Raw genomic sequence first — 15,402 nt, 5'->3', positions numbered from 1 at the left:
TCCGTTTACTTATAAAAAACAGAGGATAGAAAAAAGAGCGGATCATTTTCCGCTCTTTTAATCACATGAAGAAGGTATAATTTATCGGTAAAACCGAGTTTTCTTTAGGATTAAAAAACTTGTTCGAGTTCCTTTACTCCAGGTACTTCTTCTAGTAACGCACGCTCAATGCCTGCTTTAAGTGTGATTGTTGAACTTGGGCAGCTACCGCATGCCCCCATCAATCGAACCTTCACGATTCCGTCTTCGATGTCTACGAGCTCAACGTCTCCACCGTCACGAAGCAGGAATGGACGTAATTTATCAAGTACCTCTTCCACTTGTCCACGCATTTCCATTCTATCTACCCCTTTCTTACTCTTTATTATAATCATTTTCATTAAAAATTGCTATCAATAAAAGCTGAAAAAAGGTGGACAATTCGTTTAACTATCCTCTTTTTCACCCCAAGGTTAATATAATCGCACACATTTTAAGAAGTATGATGCTTGTACATCCAAAGGATTCCGGATTTCAGCAAGCGGGGAACCCTTCCAGTAAGGGCGGTGTTACCCATCAAACCGAAGCCGTGTTTTTTCCCGAGTGAACCGAGCACACCTTTAAGCTTGATTTTCGGTAGCTTACTAAGTGGTTCATTTTTCCATAACTTTAACAAAACCTCGACGATTTGGTCCCCTTGGCCTTCTGCTAATTGGGCACTTGGAGCATGTGGCAGGCTTGCGCAATCACCAACTACAAAAACGTGCTTGTCGTTCGGCAAATGATGGTGTGGTGAAAGGACGATCCGGCCAGATTCATCCTTTTCGACATCCATCTCGCGTACGAGTCGATTCGGTTGAATTCCAGCTGTCCAAACGATGGCATCACATGTAACCGCCTCATCATGATTGTGAAGGGTGTTTGGTTCAACTTTCGTAATGTTGGAATGGTTGACAACCTCAACACCATGTTCGATAAACCAGTTTTGTACATAATTGCTTAATCGTTTCGGGAAGGCAGACAGGATCGTTTCCCCGCGGTCGAAAAGCTTAATCGTTAAGTCAGGACGGCTTTCGCGCAATTCACTTGCCAATTCAACACCGCTTAATCCTCCGCCGACGACACCGACAACCCCCTGTGGAGGCAGGTTATTAAGTACCTGATACGTTTCGCGGGACCTATCGATCGTTTGGATGCTTAATGTATTCTCGGGTGCACCAGGAACATCGTGATATTTGTCTTCACACCCAAGCCCAATGATCAGGTCGTCATAATCGATAGCATCTTTGTTATCAAAGTGAATCGTTTTTCCAGCTAAATCGATATTCGACACTTCACCATATTTAACTATGACCCTCGAATCTTCGGGAAAGCTGACCCGGATATGCTGATCAGAAATTGTTCCGGCTGCAAGAGCGTAGTATTCAGTTTTTAAACAGTGGTACGGAAGTCGATCGACCAGTGTGATTTGAATATCTTCTGGGAGATCAGAAGATTCGAGCAATCCGCTTACAATCTTCATTCCACCATAACCAGCACCTAAGATGACGAGTTTTTTCATTCTGTCATTTCCCCTTTTTTCCTGAATTCCTTGTATACTAAAATCCAACAATGTCATGAAACGATCAACGAGCATGTCTTTCGATTCGCTTTCTTGTGAGGAAGACAACACATAGTGGAAATGGCTGTTGCAAACATTTGCACAGCGCTTTACATCCATTTTTTTTTGAAGTTCTCCTCTTAGTATTGCGCGTTTTAAAATCTCAATCCAACACATTGTCAATGGACTTTCATATTTGAAAATGGTCGCCCACAGGTCCCTAGTGAATTCGGCATCGAGGTCATAGTAGGCCAATAAATGTCTTACAATACCTTCTATTTGTTTTTTCATCGGTTGTGATAAAATGTACCCTTTATTTATCAAAATGAAAAGGCTTTCTAATCGCTCTTTTGCAATATGTTGCATGAGAGCTTCTTTAGTAGGGAAATAATTAAAGAACGTCCCTTTTGCGATACGAGCTTTTTCGGTGATCTCTTTCACACTCGTTTGTGCATATCCTTTTTCATAAAATAATTCTAATGAGGCTTTAACAATTCGTTCTTCGGTAATCGTTCGTTTTTGGTCGCGGTTCACAGGTAGTATCTCCTTTGGTGACCGTGGTCATTTTTAGTATATCGAAATTGTGACAAATCTACAACAATCCGTGAAAAAATGACACTGTCGGTTCAAGAAGTTGACTAGGAATGTAGTGTGGCGGTAGGATAGGATGGAAAGAAGGTGGTTGAATATGAGACCGATCATCGAATTTTGTGTCAGTAATTTGGCAAACGGATCTCAACGGGCAAGGGAAGTACTTGAAAAGGACCCGAACTTGGATGTAATCGAATATGGATGTCTGGGAAACTGTGGTCAATGCTTTCAATCACCCTATGCACTTGTAAATGGTGATTACGTACCCGCAGAAACACCAGAAGAACTTGTCGATAATATATATCAATATCTAGAAGAAAATCCGATGTTTTAATAGAGCAAGCTTAAAAGACTCATCAAGGGACTAGGAGTAGCCCCTTGATGAGTCTTTTGCATATGTCGGCGAGTAGTTGTAGTGCTGAACTCAGGGCTTTTTTACTATGCGTAGCCGAATTATCGGATTCCGTGTCCGAATAAACGTTTGTCCCGGAGGTTAATGCTTATAAATTTCCAAAATGGCATATCAGCTCACGCGTAAATTGATTTTCCTGACTGATTTACGAATTTTTACACAAAAAACGTACTTTATCCTTCGATTTATTCCTCGTAATCGTTCATTTTATTATCCAAATGCATTTTAACTAGTCTTGAACGAGAGAAAATCTTCAATCAGATTCCTACATGTTGCTTCATTTTAAAATTAAGGGATACTATTCGGCTGTGAAAGGGTACCCTACATATAAAAATGCTCTTACCGGAAAATGTATAGTAAATATTGGAGAAGTAATGTAAGAAATATCTCTTGAGTTTTTATCGATTTCTGTTACATTAAGTAATGGTTTAACGTTAGATGTCTGACAACGTACATCGATCCATAAAGAAAGCGTTTTCGTTTTACACAAAATCATAAACACATCTGGGGAGTGAACACGTATGCAAATTTTGTGGGGTACCGCAGGAATTTTAACAATCTTACTTATTGCATTTCTAATTTCAAACAATAAAAAAGGGATTAGTCCACGAACGGTTTTTGGTGGACTGGCGATTCAAATTGGCTTTGCCTTTATCGTTTTAAAGTGGGAAGCCGGACAAGCTGGAATAGAATGGCTTTCCGCTCGTGTACAAAACATTGTTAACTTTGCTAATGAGGGAATCAAGTTCTTGTTCGGAGGACTGGTTGCTGAAGAGAGTGGCTTGGGCTTTATCTTTGCCTTTCAAGTATTGACGATCATTATCTTCTTCTCCTCATTAATCGCGGTTCTTTATTATTTAGGGATTATGCAGTGGATCATCCGAATTATCGGTGGAGCAATTTCGAAACTGCTCCGCACCAGTAAAGCGGAATCACTTTCTGCAACTGCCAACATTTTCGTCGGACAAACAGAGGCACCGCTAGTCATCCGTCCATACCTTGCGAAAATGACTAACTCTGAACTTTTTGCAGTTATGGTTGGAGGACTGGCTTCCGTTGCTGGTTCAGTGTTAATCGGCTACAGCTTACTCGGTGTTCCACTTGAATATCTTTTAGCAGCAAGCTTTATGGCCGCACCTTCCGGACTTATTATGGCAAAAATCATTATCCCGGAAACCGAAGAATCTGAAACAGCTGGTAAAATCAAAATGGAAAGAGATACAGAAGCGGTTAACGTGATTGATGCAGCCGCACGTGGTGCTTCGGATGGGCTGAAGCTTGCACTCAACGTTGGGGCAATGCTACTTGCGTTTATAGCCTTAATCGCCTTGCTTAATGGATTGTTTGGATGGGTCGGTAGTTGGTTCGGTATAGAAGGATTATCTCTTGAACTAATCCTTGGATATGTTTTTGCGCCAATCGCGTTTATCATCGGTGTTCCATGGGACGAAGCGGTTCGTGCAGGGAATTTTATCGGTCAAAAGCTCGTACTGAACGAATTCGTTGCGTTTTCTGCATTCGGACCTGAAATTCCTGAGCTGAAGGAGAAGACAGTCGCTGTAGTCAGCTTTGCGCTATGCGGGTTTGCAAACCTTTCTTCATTAGCGATCTTACTTGGCGGACTTGGTGGAATCGCTCCAAACCGACGCCAGGATATCGCACGTCTTGGATTAAAAGCGATTATTGCAGGGTCACTTGCAAACTTGTTAAGTGCCGCAATCGCCGGAATGCTTATCTAAAAAATGACAATCAAAATCCAATATGGAGATGACTCTTTCTATTCGGGGTCATCTCTTTCATTTTTACAAAGACGTTACGGTGAATTTTTTGTCACAGTTTGGGGTGTCTTCATTGTCAGATGATAAAAAGCTGATTATACTAAGAAAATATAGTAGAAAAGGGCGGGAGGGGAAAACATGTCTTCATTCCGGACTACATGGCCCTATGAAAAGATGATGAAGGACATTTACATCCAGCAATGTCCGTATTGCAAAACGGAGAATATACTAACCTCATTAAAAGAAGAAGATCTTGATCAAGCAAAGGAAGGGATCAAAACTCATTTGATCATGCCTTGCTGTCATTCGAAAATGACGATTTTGAGGGCGGACGAAGATTATTTTTGGACGACGGAACAATTACGGTAAGGAGGGATGAGGCGGTGAATCAATTCAAGTTTACCAAAATGCATGGACTCGGGAACAATTACATTTACGTAGACCTTTTTCATGAACGCTTATCTGAAAACCTTCTTTCCTCAATTGCAATCGATGTATCCAACCCTAACACTGGAATTGGTTCCGATGGGCTCATCCTTATTTGCCCTTCAGAAAAAGCAGATGTGAAGATGCGGATTTTCAATAACGATGGTTCAGAAGCGAGAAATTGCGGGAATGGATTAAGGTGTGTCGCAAAATATGTTTTCGAACATGCGATCGTGGATAAAGATACATTTACGATCGAAACGCTAGGTGGCAATGTTCACGCGACTGTACATCCTTCTAAAACCGATGAGGTGATGGTCACCATTAATATGGGTGAACCTCGATTGAAGCGCTCCGATTTACCAATGGCGGGCAGCCCGGATGACCAAATAATCAACGAAACGCTTGAAGTTGTTTTTCCTGAAATGAAGGACCATGAATGGAAAATGACAGGGGTATCGATGGGAAACCCACATGCAGTCTTTTTTATTAAAGATATTGATAAAGCACCAGTTCGAACATTCGGGCCTTTCCTAGAAAAACACCATGTATTTCCAGAAGGGGTAAATGTTGAATTCGTCGAAGTAATTAACAATAAAGAATTGCATTTTCGAGTCTGGGAACGTGGATCCGGGATAACACAAGCTTGTGGTACAGGAGCTTGTGCTGCGGTTGTGGCAGCTGTATTAAATGGAAAAACAACTCGCGATCAGGAGGTAACCGTACACTTATCCGGCGGTGATTTGTTCGTTACATGGACGGCACAGGGAGAGGTGTTAATGGCTGGTCCTGCTGTCACCATTTGTGAAGGAACCTACTATTATAATAAGTAGTAGATGAATTTCGAAAGGCTAACTCGACATGTGAATACCAAAAGTCTAAGTACGAACAAAGCTAATGTGTAAATGCCCCCAGGAGTGGTGACGAATGTTAACAACATCTAATCGGGAACTGTTCAAAAATTATAATGAACATATCGAATGTTTGCGTAAAGAGATGATTCGTACCGCAAGCGTTCTAGGGTTGAATCACCCAAAAGTGTTGTACTATAGCCAGGAAATTGACAGAAAGCACAATGACCTTTTACGATTAAAACAAAACGTCTAAAGGTAAAGTCGACGACGGTTGAGCTTCACTTAGCTCCCCTGTATACTAGGGATAAGAGTATGAAAGGAGTGATTCAAGTGATTACCATCACAGAATCTGCCGTAGATCAAATAAAGCAAATGATGGCTGCTGAAGAAGACGAAAACCTCTTTCTTCGTGTCGGAGTTCAAGGTGGAGGCTGTAGCGGCCTTTCATATGGGATGGGCTTTGACTCAGAGGTAAAGGAAAGCGATACAAAGTTTGAACAGCATGGAATTGGAGTCATTGTCGACCCGGAAAGCAAGAAAATCCTTGAAGGTGTGATCATTGATTATAAGCAAAACATGATGGGCGGTGGCTTCACGATCGATAATCCGAATGCAATTGCTTCATGTGGTTGCGGCTCTTCGTTCAAAACGGCCACAAACACAGGTACACCAGAGGAATGCTAGGCAAGACCAAATAAATATTGAAATATACCGGTTTTCCAAGCGTTATTCTAACGTAAAGGAAGCCGGTTTTTATTGATCAAACAACGTGAAAATAAGTAAAATGTTATTGAAAATTGTGGAAATTAATTAGAGGTTTAAAGTAGATGAACTATGAATTAGCTTTAATTAGAGTAATAAAAAATCCATGGATTCGGTCATACTAATTGTTGAAAGGAGTTGACCGTTAACATGGATGATAGAACGGCACGTGACCGCAAGCTGTCCAATATCAATTACTTTACGTACGGATTAGTTCTGGGGATTCCGATTATAGGATTATTAATTTTCTTGCTTTATTACAATATGTGATGATAATAAAGGACTGACCCAATTACCTGTGGATCAGTCCCTTTTCCGATTAAAACAAGCTTGTACTATGCATTGGTTGTACTTTTGCGTTCGGATCGATGTAGGATTTTGCGTTATTGATTGCTGTCGGTGCTTCACCGAAACCAGTCGCAATCAACTTTACTTTTCCTTCATATGTACAAACGTCTCCAGCTGCATAGATACCTGGTATGTTTGTTTCCATACGAGAGTTTACTACGATCGAGTTCTTTTGGATGTCTAAGCCCCATTCCTTAATTGGACCGAGTGATGAAATGAATCCATAGTTGACGATTAAAGAATCGCATTCGATGACTTCTTCTTCGTCACCTTTTGCCTCTTTTAAAACAACCTGCTTGACACGATCGCCATCGCCAATCAATTCTTTAATCTGATAAGGAGTCTTGATGTTGACTTTTGAACTCATCAATTGTTCAACACTGTGCTCGTGTGCACGAAACTTTTCTCTGCGGTGTGTTAATGTTACTTCTTTTGCAAGGGGTTCTAGCATATTTGCCCAGTCAATGGCAGAATCTCCTCCGCCACATACAACTACGTTTTGACCAGCAAATGCATTGATGTCGTTTACAAAATAGTGAAGGTTGTTTCCTTCAAAGCCTTTCGCATTGTCGTGCTCTAACCGACGAGGTTGAAAGGCTCCTACGCCAGCAGTAATAATAACTGCCTTTGAATAGTGGACTTCCTTGTCCGTCGTCAATTTAAAAACGTTATCCTCTTGTTTTTCCACCTTTTGAACGGATTGCTCCAAGGCAACAGAAGGATGGAACTGAAAAGCCTGTTCCTTTAAATTGTTTACGAGATCCTGTGCGAGTACCTTTGGAAATCCTGCTACATCATATATGTATTTTTCAGGATATAGTGCCGCTAATTGGCCTCCCAGCTGAGGCATACTTTCGATGATTTTTACTTTAAGCTGCCTCATTCCTCCATAAAATGCGGTGAACAACCCAGTCGGGCCACCGCCGATGATCGTCACGTCGTAGACATCATGTTGCTCGGTCATATGTATTACACCCCCAGTTAACTGTTGTTTCTATTATAAGCTTTATAATGATTTAAGAAAAGGGACAAACTGTTTTACATAAAGGATGTTCAAAAACGTCTACAAGTAAATGCACCGAGGCTAGGCTTCGCGGTGCAAGGCTGCTAAAATGTTTTAAAGCAGTTGCCTTCCTCAAAAGCGGTCGTGCCATGGGTTCACCCGATGTGGGTCCGTTCCATGTTATTCCAGGACGTAACGTTTATAGTCGAACTTCCTGTACGTCTTATCTGATTCGTCTCCTTTTTGAAAGGACGCTTCAAAGAGGCTCGGATAATCACAAGATTAGGTTGAAAAGTGTTTGGAAAAGGACTATGATTAAATGTGGGACAAAAATGGAGAAAATGTGACATTTTGCGTACTAGTACGTGAAATACGTAACAAACTTTTCGGAATTGTATAACAATAGAGCTTTGTCCGGAATACTACTATTTAAGAAAAGGTGGATGGGATCTTATGAGCAGACCACATATTGTTATTCTTGGAGCTGGGTACGGTGGAATTATGACAGCCACTCGTTTAACGAAAGAGCTCGGTATGAACGAGGCTGAAATCACACTCGTAAACAAACATAATTATCACTATCAAACAACATGGCTTCACGAGCCGGCAGCAGGAACAATGCATCACGATCGTACGCGTATGCCGATTAAAGAAGTCATTGATACAAATCGAGTTAATTTTGTTCAAGATACAGTTGTTTCGATTGATGATGCAAGCAAGACGGTCAAGTTAGAAAATGGAGAACTCAATTATGATTATCTCGTGATTGGTCTTGGTTTTGAATCGGAAACGTTCGGAATTCCTGGAGTAAAAGACTATGCGTTTAACATTCGCAGTGTCAACACAGTTCGTGAAATAAAAGAACATATTGAATATAAGTTTGCAAGCTATAACAACGAGCCAAACCCTTCTGACAGCATGCTTACCATCGTTGTTGCGGGTGCAGGATTTACAGGGATTGAATTCATTGGTGAAATGGCTGATCGCATTCCAGAGCTTTGTGCAGAATACGATGTACCACGTGAAAAGGTACGCCTGATCTGTGCGGAAGCGGCTCCTACCGTACTTCCAGGGTTTGATGAAGAACTAGTTGAGTATGCGGTTAACTTACTTGAGCGTAAAGGTGTTGAATTTATGCTAGGTACGCCGATTAAAGAAGTTACCGAAGACGGTGTCGTTCTTGAAGAGGGAGAAATCAAGTCTGATACAATCGTTTGGACTACAGGTATCCGCGGAAATTCAATCGTTGAAAACTCAGGGTTCGAAACGATGAGAGGCCGTATTAAAGTTGAGAAAGACTTACGCGCTCCTGGTCATGATCACATCTTCATCGTTGGAGATTGTGCATTGATCATTAATGAGGAGATCAACCGGCCATTCCCTCCAACAGCCCAAATTGCGATCCAACAAGCATTCACTGTTGCTCGTAACATGAAAGCGATCATCAACGGTGGTAAGACGGAAGGGTTTGTACCAGAAATTAAAGGTACCGTAGCCTCTCTCGGTAAAGGCGAAGCAATCGGTAAGGTTGGAAACAAGAAATTATATGGCGCAACAGCAGCGGCTATGAAAAAGATAATCGATAACCGTTATCTCTTCTTACTCGGCGGAATACCACTTGTTGTGAAAAAGGGTAAACTGAAGCTATTTTAATTGAATCATACGTTAATCTATGACTCATTAGGAGTTGGACATTTCCGAGTTGGTATAGCATATGTTTTTATAACAATGCTCGTATTGACGGTGTCTGGCTTTCTAATTGAGTCATTTTTTACATACAACATAGTCGGAGGAGGAGAAAATGGATAAAAGGAAAAACGTTTGGCTCGCGGTATCGGGGATTGTTGAGCATAATAACCAGTGGCTCGTCGTAAAAAAGAAGTATGGGGGTCTGAAAGGAAAATGGTCCTTTCCAGCTGGCTTTGTGGAAGAAGGGGAGACAATTGATGAAGCGGTGAAAAGAGAGGTGTTTGAGGAAACCGGTATCGTAGCGGATGTTTCAGGAATTGCAGGAATCCGTTCCGGTGTAATTCGAGAGACGATCAGCGATAATATGATTGTTTTTATGATGAAGGCAGTTGGAGGTGAGCTGAATCCGCAAGAAAGTGAAATTTCTGAGGTATCTTTTCAAACTGCGGACGCTTTATTAAAAGATCGGGACTCTTCCTTATTGATTCGATTTTTCCTAGAATCGACTGATACGAAAGGTTTTTCAGTACATCCTCTTAACCCAGGAGACCAATTCAGCTATACGAGTTATAAAATCTTCAATATGTATTAAAATCATTCGAAAAACAGAATATAAAAGAGAAAGAGCTTGTTGTATCCGTTTACATGAACGTATATCGTCAAAAATCAGATTTTTCAAATAACTTAAAAGCTGATAGTATTATCTGAAAATTCAATTAAAAGAGGTGACTACCATGAATCAAAAGCAAAAGCTAGGCAACCCTCGTACAGAAAATTGTCAATATTGTAAGGGAACAGGTTACTTCCAATTGCTACTAGGCGGATCAGAAACATGTGACCGCTGTGGTGGAAGTGGGCGTAAGCACGCTTAGGAAAAGCACTCATCAATAGGTTAGAATCAAAATGATGAATTCTTTATGAACACTCAGGTTTAAATGTGGAGCCCCCTAATGCAAGTCATTGACGCTCATGGTTGAAATAAAGTAAACTAGTCAATGGATAAAGAGGGGTGACCATTATGGCTAATTTGCCGTTGACTATTCCGACGTTGATCATTTCAATGCTCTTATTTATGATCTTGTTTTTTGGAATCGGCTTTTTATTGAATATGCTATTAAGAATGACTTGGATTATGGCTGTCATTTATCCAGTAGTCGTGATCATGATTGTTGACAACGTGGAGTTTTTTCAATATTTTTCAGAACCAGGTGTTACATTTTCTAAGCTTGCGGAAAGCTTTGTGCTCTTGCATTTTTCGGATATATTCGTGCTTATTTTCGGGCTTGTCGGAGCAATTCTCTCTGGCGTAGCAATCAGAATGTTGAGGGTCCGAGGATACCAGATGTTTTAGCTTAATTGAAAAATCACTTAGGTTGGCTCGCTACTAGTGGGTCAATTTTTTTTGGTTCTTAATGCGAATCGAATTTTCTGTATATTTTGAACTATTTTTCCCTCTCATGAATAATAGCTAGTCGTTTTGGAAAGGATTAGCTTGAGAGGAGTGAAGAGATGCAGATTTCTAAAACATTATTAAGACGCACTCTTATGACTTTTCTATTCGCAGCGGCTTTGCTGACAACGGTCGGAAAAATATCTGGTGTAGAAGCCTCCGGTATTGTGCAGTGGGCGAATGAAAAACATATTACAATCGATACAGAAGTTTTCAGCAGTGTGAAAAAGAAGACAGGCCTTATGTTTAAGTCATTATTAAGCACTACAAATCAAACCTTGAAACTATCATCCGAGACCGCACAGGCTAAAACGCTGGAGCAGTTAGATTGGGAGCAATATCCGAAAGTAAAGGTTGTAGCGACGGGTTATACTGCCGGGGTCGAGTCTACAGGTAAGAAGAAAAGCCACCCTGCTTATGGAATTACAAAATCAGGTGTGAAGGTTCGGAGAGATTTGTATTCGACGATTGCAGCAGATCCATCGGTTTTTCCGATTGGCAGTATATTGTACATTCCTGGATACGGCTATGGGGTCGTCGCTGATACGGGTTCTGCGATCAAAAGCCACAAAATCGACCTCTATTATAAAACGGTTGAAGATGTCTATGAAAAGTGGGGTAAGCAAAACCTTCACGTCTATGTAATTAAAATGGGTGACGGAAGCATTTCGGAAAAAGAGCTGACCGCTTTAAACGAGCAAAAATCAATGCAGGTTTTCAGAGAGCAAATGTTCCAGCCGCCAGAGGATACTTAATATGAAGATGATCCGAGGACCAAAGCAGATGCAATACCTTGCTTTGGTCCTCTACATTTATGATTCAACTTTTTAAAAGTGGATCTTCAGTCTCAAGCTTAAAAGCTGGATATTTTTCCGGATGGAGGATTGCGGCAATTTTTTGCAGTCCAATCAACAATCTCGGAGATGGCCTGCAAAAGAAAGGCTCATCCAGCACATGGACATTATTATTTCGAAGGGCTTTCATTTCGTCCCAGTTTGGGCGTTTCCAGAGTAAGTCGGGTTTTACATTTTTCGTTTGTACCCCAACCCAAACAAGACAGACATGATCCGGTTCACGGTTACGCACGTATTCCCAATCGGACTCTACACTCGCCTTATCAACATCCTGAAAACAATTTTCAGCTCCAGCAAGGCTACTTATTTCCGTCAGCCAATTCTGTCCCCCTGGAGTGAAAACAGGTTTCGGCCACCATTCCCAGTAAAGCGATGGACGATCGGTTACTGTCCTCGATATGCTACGATACTTTTCAATCACTTTTAAAAACTCAGCCGCAACCTTAGCTGCATGTTCTTCAATACCCGTCAGTTTTCCAAGAGTTTTCAGATCCTCCGCAATCTCCTCAAGGGTATTCGGATTAAATATATGATAAGGAATGTTTCGCTCATTCAAACGTTCAATATTTTTCTCCATTCCCGGTACACTTAAGGATGCAAGCACAAGGTCAGGCTTTAACGATTCAACCCGATCCATATCTATATCAAGATCCGGTCCAAGCTTAGGCAGTGATTGAACTTCATCAGGCCAATCCGAATAATCATCGATTCCGACAAGAGAGGATGTAAGGCCCAAATAGGCAGCTAGTTCAGTATTGCTTGGGCAAATGGAAACAATCCGCATATTTTTCTCCCCCTATTCCATGATTAGATGTGTAGTTAAGGTTACTCTTTAAACGTTTTTACACTGATCCAAGCCCAAAGTACAAAGCAAAGCTCAGGAATATCCCAAGTATTGCTCCAAAAAACACTTCGCTAGGGCGGTGCCCGAGTAACTCTTTAAGCTCTAACCGTTTTTCTTCATCATTTTTTTTTGGCCAGTTTTTAATTTCAGTCGTGAGTTTTTGAAAATCACGAACGAGACTATTAAGTACGGCTGCCTGTTCTCCTGCATGCCAACGAACACCCTTGGCATCATACATGACGATGATGCTGAATACCGCCGTTATCGCAAATATGGTTGATCCGACGCCTTCAACTAATCCGACTGAAGTCGTTAAAGCCGTTACACCACTCGAATGTGAACTGGGCATTCCTCCCGTACTGAAAAACAGGCTCCATTCAAGTTTTCTCGAAGAAATGAACATGATTGGTATTTTTATAAATTGGGCGAACAATATCGCAAAAATAGAACACCAGAGTGGAAAGTTTGAAAGTAGCGTTTCCAACGAGGTAACTTCCTTTCGTGATTCGATTTGTTTTAGTGTAACATATTTATAAATACCCAGTAATGAGACGATCTAAGCCTTGAAAAGAGAGGGGGGAGTTTGATGCCTGAAGATTACCCACTTGAATACTATCAGTTTTTTGTTCACTTTAATGAAGGTGATTATTACACGTGCCATGACTTGCTTGAAGAAATATGGATGACAGATAAACAAAATGTATTTTTAAAAGGACTGCTGCAAATGTCGGTGGCGATCTATCATTATGAATATGGAAATGTAAAGGGTGCACGGATGATGTTTCGGAAAGCGAACGAATATTTACAGCCGTATTCACCCGGATACTGGGGGCTCGACCTTACCGATGTGTATACTTATTTGAAAACTTGTTTGGCTCGAATCCCGCTTGATATTGATTCGGTTCCATACGAACGAGTAAATGAACTCCCCAAACTGCCTGAAATTTTGTTATATTTAAGTGAAGATGTTTAGGTTATCGAAATATTTCGATATAATAGAGGAAACTCAAAAAGTAATAAAAATTTGTCGGCTTTTTGATTAGTACTTTTAAAGCATAAAGAAATAAATGAGGGGGAATTAGATGTTCACAGTCAATAGCGGGTTAAACCTTAAAAATGAATTGAACACTTTACTAGTAGGTATTTTTAAGGATGACAAGAAGCCAACTGGGATTGTAGAGGAAATCGATGAGCAATTAAGTGGTCAGGTAGCTGAACTTTTCCAAAGTGATGACCTTTCTGCCAAGCTGAAAAAAGTTACAAAAATTCATACGCTAGGTGGTTTAGGGTCGAAACGAATCTATTTCGTAGGGCTTGGCCTAAAAAAAGATCTTACATACCGTAAGCTGCGTGATACGTTTGGAAAAGCAGCAAAAGAGCTGAAGGAAAGCAAGCATGATGATGTAGCGGTTGCGCTCGATTCGTTCACATCCGAGCAAGTTGGAAACGAACAAACGGCTCATGCGCTTGCAGAAGCTTTTGTTATGGCAACATACGAATTTGAGGATTATAAGGAAAAGAAAAACGAAAAACGTTATGCGCTTAAATCAGTTAACGTTTTTACAGAAGAAAACACCAACTCCATTGAAGCCAGCCTTAATGATGGGGTGGCTTATGCGGCAGGAACGAATGTAGCCCGTGATTTAGTGAATACACCTGGGAACCTGCTAACACCGACAGACCTTGCTGAAAGTGCTGTTACAATTGCTGAAAAACACGGCTTTGAATACGATGTACTTGAAAAGGAAGATATGAAAGAGCTTGGAATGGGCGCATTGCTTGCAGTCAGCCAAGGCTCAGAGCAGGATCCGAAGCTCATCGTCGTCAAATACAAAGCGAAAGAAAACTGGGATAACGTTTTAACATTCGTCGGGAAAGGGTTGACGTTTGATGCTGGCGGCTACTCAATAAAGCCGGCACTTAACATGCACGAGATGAAGTCCGACATGGGTGGTAGTGCGGCCGTACTCGGTGCTATGGAAGCGATTGGACGGATAAAGCCTGATGTAAATATCATGTTCGTCATTCCATCGAGTGAAAACTTGATCAACGGTGCTGCGATGAAACCGGGCGATGTAATTACTTCAATGAGCGGTAAAACGATTGAAATCACAAATACCGATGCAGAAGGACGCCTAATTCTTGCTGATGCGTTAACGTACGCAAAAGAGCTTGGTGCGAGCTACATCGTTGACCTTGCCACATTAACAGGGGGCGTTGTCGTAGCACTCGGCGATATCGCGACAGGCGTCATGACCAATGATGACGAGTTCCACGGATTGTTCAACGAGTGTGCCGAGGCAACTGCTGAGTATGTCTGGCAGCTACCGTTGTTCGAACCGTATACGAAGATTTTAAAAATCAGTAACGTAGCAGACCTCGTGAATTCTGCTGGACGTTTAGCACATCCAGTACAAGGCGGCGCATTCCTATCTGAATTTGTTGGGGATACCCCTTGGGTCCATCTGGACATCGCAGGAACAGCGTACAATAATAAGGCGAATGCGCTTGGGCCAAAAGGTGCAACTGGCGTCATGACGCGCTCGCTCATCAAACTAGCTGAGCGTTTCGCAACGAAATAACTTTAGATTTTTAAAAATGACTGCCTAAGGGGAAAAAGTATCATCCCCGATACTAGGCAGTCTCTTTTTATGTTTTCTGTGCAGTTTAATTCGAAGTAAGATCGAATCAACTTCCGCTGAGGTCGAATAACTGTAGAGGATGTTGTTGGAATGAGGACTTTTTTACTATGCGTGGTCGATATATTGTGTTCAGTGGTCGATATATCATATTCTGTGGTTGATATAATTCG

General features: G+C 41.3%; 18 protein-coding genes. 13 read left to right on the top strand and 5 right to left on the bottom strand.

Features of this window, described 5'->3' with window-relative positions; genetic code table 11:
- Positions 1-110 precede the first annotated feature (110 nt).
- Both MOJ78_RS17015 and MOJ78_RS17010 read right to left on the bottom strand, forming a co-directional pair.
- On the bottom strand, positions 111-338 hold the full coding sequence (locus MOJ78_RS17015) for a NifU family protein (protein WP_304978521.1): 228 nt from the start codon (positions 336-338) through the stop codon (positions 111-113).
- 134 nt (positions 339-472) lie between these two features.
- Positions 473-2,113 carry an FAD-dependent oxidoreductase gene (locus tag MOJ78_RS17010; protein WP_304978520.1) on the bottom strand — a complete coding sequence of 547 codons (1,641 nt, stop codon included), beginning with the start codon at positions 2,111-2,113 and terminating at the stop codon, positions 473-475.
- 154 nt (positions 2,114-2,267) lie between these two features.
- Here MOJ78_RS17010 and MOJ78_RS17005 point away from each other — a divergent pair, with 154 nt between their 5' ends.
- The 6 genes from MOJ78_RS17005 to erpA all read left to right on the top strand — a co-directional run bounded on the left by MOJ78_RS17005 (position 2,268) and on the right by erpA (position 6,324).
- The gene (locus tag MOJ78_RS17005; protein ID WP_304978519.1) at positions 2,268-2,504 is read left to right on the top strand and encodes a YuzB family protein; all 237 of its coding nucleotides are present in this window, start codon (positions 2,268-2,270) and stop codon (positions 2,502-2,504) included.
- Between the two features lie 599 nt (positions 2,505-3,103).
- A complete protein-coding gene (locus MOJ78_RS17000) occupies positions 3,104-4,321 on the top strand; it encodes a NupC/NupG family nucleoside CNT transporter (RefSeq protein WP_304978518.1) in 1,218 nt (405 codons plus the stop codon).
- A gap of 177 nt (positions 4,322-4,498) precedes the next feature.
- Positions 4,499-4,729, top strand: a complete 231-nt coding sequence (locus MOJ78_RS16995) for a hypothetical protein (RefSeq protein ID WP_304978517.1) — start codon at positions 4,499-4,501, stop codon at positions 4,727-4,729.
- A gap of 14 nt (positions 4,730-4,743) precedes the next feature.
- Positions 4,744-5,619, top strand: coding sequence for a diaminopimelate epimerase (gene dapF / locus MOJ78_RS16990; protein WP_304978516.1), 876 nt, complete (start codon positions 4,744-4,746; stop codon positions 5,617-5,619).
- A gap of 94 nt (positions 5,620-5,713) precedes the next feature.
- Entirely contained in the window at positions 5,714-5,893 is a 180-nt protein-coding gene (locus MOJ78_RS16985; protein ID WP_304978515.1) for an aspartyl-phosphate phosphatase Spo0E family protein, read from the top strand.
- Between the two features lie 59 nt (positions 5,894-5,952).
- Entirely contained in the window at positions 5,953-6,324 is a 372-nt protein-coding gene (erpA, locus tag MOJ78_RS16980; RefSeq protein ID WP_370529731.1) for an iron-sulfur cluster insertion protein ErpA, read from the top strand.
- A 397-nt stretch (positions 6,325-6,721) separates the two neighbouring features.
- On the opposite strand, the gene MOJ78_RS16975 is transcribed toward erpA, so the two are convergent.
- On the bottom strand, positions 6,722-7,714 hold the full coding sequence (locus tag MOJ78_RS16975) for an NAD(P)/FAD-dependent oxidoreductase (RefSeq protein WP_304978514.1): 993 nt from the start codon (positions 7,712-7,714) through the stop codon (positions 6,722-6,724).
- Positions 7,715-8,206: 492 nt separating this feature from the next.
- Here MOJ78_RS16975 and MOJ78_RS16970 point away from each other — a divergent pair, with 492 nt between their 5' ends.
- The 5 genes from MOJ78_RS16970 to MOJ78_RS16950 all read left to right on the top strand — a co-directional run bounded on the left by MOJ78_RS16970 (position 8,207) and on the right by MOJ78_RS16950 (position 11,647).
- Positions 8,207-9,406, top strand: a complete 1,200-nt coding sequence (locus tag MOJ78_RS16970; RefSeq protein WP_304978513.1) for an NAD(P)/FAD-dependent oxidoreductase — start codon at positions 8,207-8,209, stop codon at positions 9,404-9,406.
- Positions 9,407-9,554: 148 nt separating this feature from the next.
- Positions 9,555-10,034 carry an NUDIX domain-containing protein gene (locus MOJ78_RS16965; RefSeq protein ID WP_304978512.1) on the top strand — a complete coding sequence of 160 codons (480 nt, stop codon included), beginning with the start codon at positions 9,555-9,557 and terminating at the stop codon, positions 10,032-10,034.
- 142 nt (positions 10,035-10,176) lie between these two features.
- Positions 10,177-10,314, top strand: a complete 138-nt coding sequence (locus MOJ78_RS16960) for a YuiA family protein (RefSeq protein ID WP_304978511.1) — start codon at positions 10,177-10,179, stop codon at positions 10,312-10,314.
- A gap of 146 nt (positions 10,315-10,460) precedes the next feature.
- Positions 10,461-10,793, top strand: coding sequence for a YuiB family protein (locus tag MOJ78_RS16955; RefSeq protein WP_304978510.1), 333 nt, complete (start codon positions 10,461-10,463; stop codon positions 10,791-10,793).
- A gap of 158 nt (positions 10,794-10,951) precedes the next feature.
- The gene (locus MOJ78_RS16950) at positions 10,952-11,647 is read left to right on the top strand and encodes a 3D domain-containing protein (protein ID WP_304978509.1); all 696 of its coding nucleotides are present in this window, start codon (positions 10,952-10,954) and stop codon (positions 11,645-11,647) included.
- A 64-nt stretch (positions 11,648-11,711) separates the two neighbouring features.
- Here the strand turns inward: MOJ78_RS16950 and MOJ78_RS16945 are convergent, their stop codons facing one another.
- Together MOJ78_RS16945 and MOJ78_RS16940 are read right to left on the bottom strand one after the other, a co-directional pair.
- The gene (locus tag MOJ78_RS16945) at positions 11,712-12,530 is read right to left on the bottom strand and encodes a cobalamin-binding protein (protein ID WP_304978508.1); all 819 of its coding nucleotides are present in this window, start codon (positions 12,528-12,530) and stop codon (positions 11,712-11,714) included.
- Between the two features lie 58 nt (positions 12,531-12,588).
- Entirely contained in the window at positions 12,589-13,074 is a 486-nt protein-coding gene (locus MOJ78_RS16940) for a divergent PAP2 family protein (RefSeq protein WP_304978507.1), read from the bottom strand.
- A 102-nt stretch (positions 13,075-13,176) separates the two neighbouring features.
- On the opposite strand from MOJ78_RS16940, the gene MOJ78_RS16935 reads away from it, so the two are divergent.
- Both MOJ78_RS16935 and MOJ78_RS16930 read left to right on the top strand, forming a co-directional pair.
- Positions 13,177-13,563, top strand: a complete 387-nt coding sequence (locus tag MOJ78_RS16935) for a DUF309 domain-containing protein (RefSeq protein WP_304978506.1) — start codon at positions 13,177-13,179, stop codon at positions 13,561-13,563.
- A gap of 109 nt (positions 13,564-13,672) precedes the next feature.
- Complete coding sequence (locus MOJ78_RS16930) at positions 13,673-15,172, top strand: leucyl aminopeptidase (protein ID WP_304978505.1); 1,500 nt, start codon at positions 13,673-13,675, stop codon at positions 15,170-15,172.
- Positions 15,173-15,402: the final 230 nt, after the last annotated feature.

The sequence above is a fragment of the Alkalihalobacillus sp. AL-G genome (assembly GCF_030643805.1).
Classification (GTDB): Bacteria; Bacillota; Bacilli; order Bacillales; family Fictibacillaceae; genus Pseudalkalibacillus.
The sequence above is the reverse complement of the archived record's forward strand: the minus strand, read 5'-3'. Positions and strand labels throughout refer to the sequence as shown.

Bases quoted from the DNA above. Each gene is read 5' to 3' on its own strand.
- MOJ78_RS16955 (WP_304978510.1), top strand. From the start codon at position 10,461: ATGGCTAATTTGCCGTTGACTATTCCGACGTTGATCATTTCAATGCTC.
- MOJ78_RS16970 (WP_304978513.1), top strand. From the start codon at position 8,207: ATGAGCAGACCACATATTGTTATTCTTGGAGCTGGGTACGGTGGAATT.
- MOJ78_RS16965 (WP_304978512.1), top strand. From the start codon at position 9,555: ATGGATAAAAGGAAAAACGTTTGGCTCGCGGTATCGGGGATTGTTGAG.
- MOJ78_RS16950 (WP_304978509.1), top strand. From the start codon at position 10,952: ATGCAGATTTCTAAAACATTATTAAGACGCACTCTTATGACTTTTCTA.
- MOJ78_RS16945 (WP_304978508.1), bottom strand. From the start codon at position 12,530: ATGCGGATTGTTTCCATTTGCCCAAGCAATACTGAACTAGCTGCCTAT.
- MOJ78_RS16975 (WP_304978514.1), bottom strand. From the start codon at position 7,714: ATGACCGAGCAACATGATGTCTACGACGTGACGATCATCGGCGGTGGC.
- MOJ78_RS17015 (WP_304978521.1), bottom strand. From the start codon at position 338: ATGGAAATGCGTGGACAAGTGGAAGAGGTACTTGATAAATTACGTCCA.
- MOJ78_RS16930 (WP_304978505.1), top strand. From the start codon at position 13,673: ATGTTCACAGTCAATAGCGGGTTAAACCTTAAAAATGAATTGAACACT.
- MOJ78_RS16985 (WP_304978515.1), top strand. From the start codon at position 5,714: ATGTTAACAACATCTAATCGGGAACTGTTCAAAAATTATAATGAACAT.
- MOJ78_RS17000 (WP_304978518.1), top strand. From the start codon at position 3,104: ATGCAAATTTTGTGGGGTACCGCAGGAATTTTAACAATCTTACTTATT.
- MOJ78_RS16935 (WP_304978506.1), top strand. From the start codon at position 13,177: ATGCCTGAAGATTACCCACTTGAATACTATCAGTTTTTTGTTCACTTT.
- MOJ78_RS16960 (WP_304978511.1), top strand. From the start codon at position 10,177: ATGAATCAAAAGCAAAAGCTAGGCAACCCTCGTACAGAAAATTGTCAA.
- MOJ78_RS17005 (WP_304978519.1), top strand. From the start codon at position 2,268: ATGAGACCGATCATCGAATTTTGTGTCAGTAATTTGGCAAACGGATCT.
- MOJ78_RS16995 (WP_304978517.1), top strand. From the start codon at position 4,499: ATGTCTTCATTCCGGACTACATGGCCCTATGAAAAGATGATGAAGGAC.
- erpA (WP_370529731.1), top strand. From the start codon at position 5,953: ATGAAAGGAGTGATTCAAGTGATTACCATCACAGAATCTGCCGTAGAT.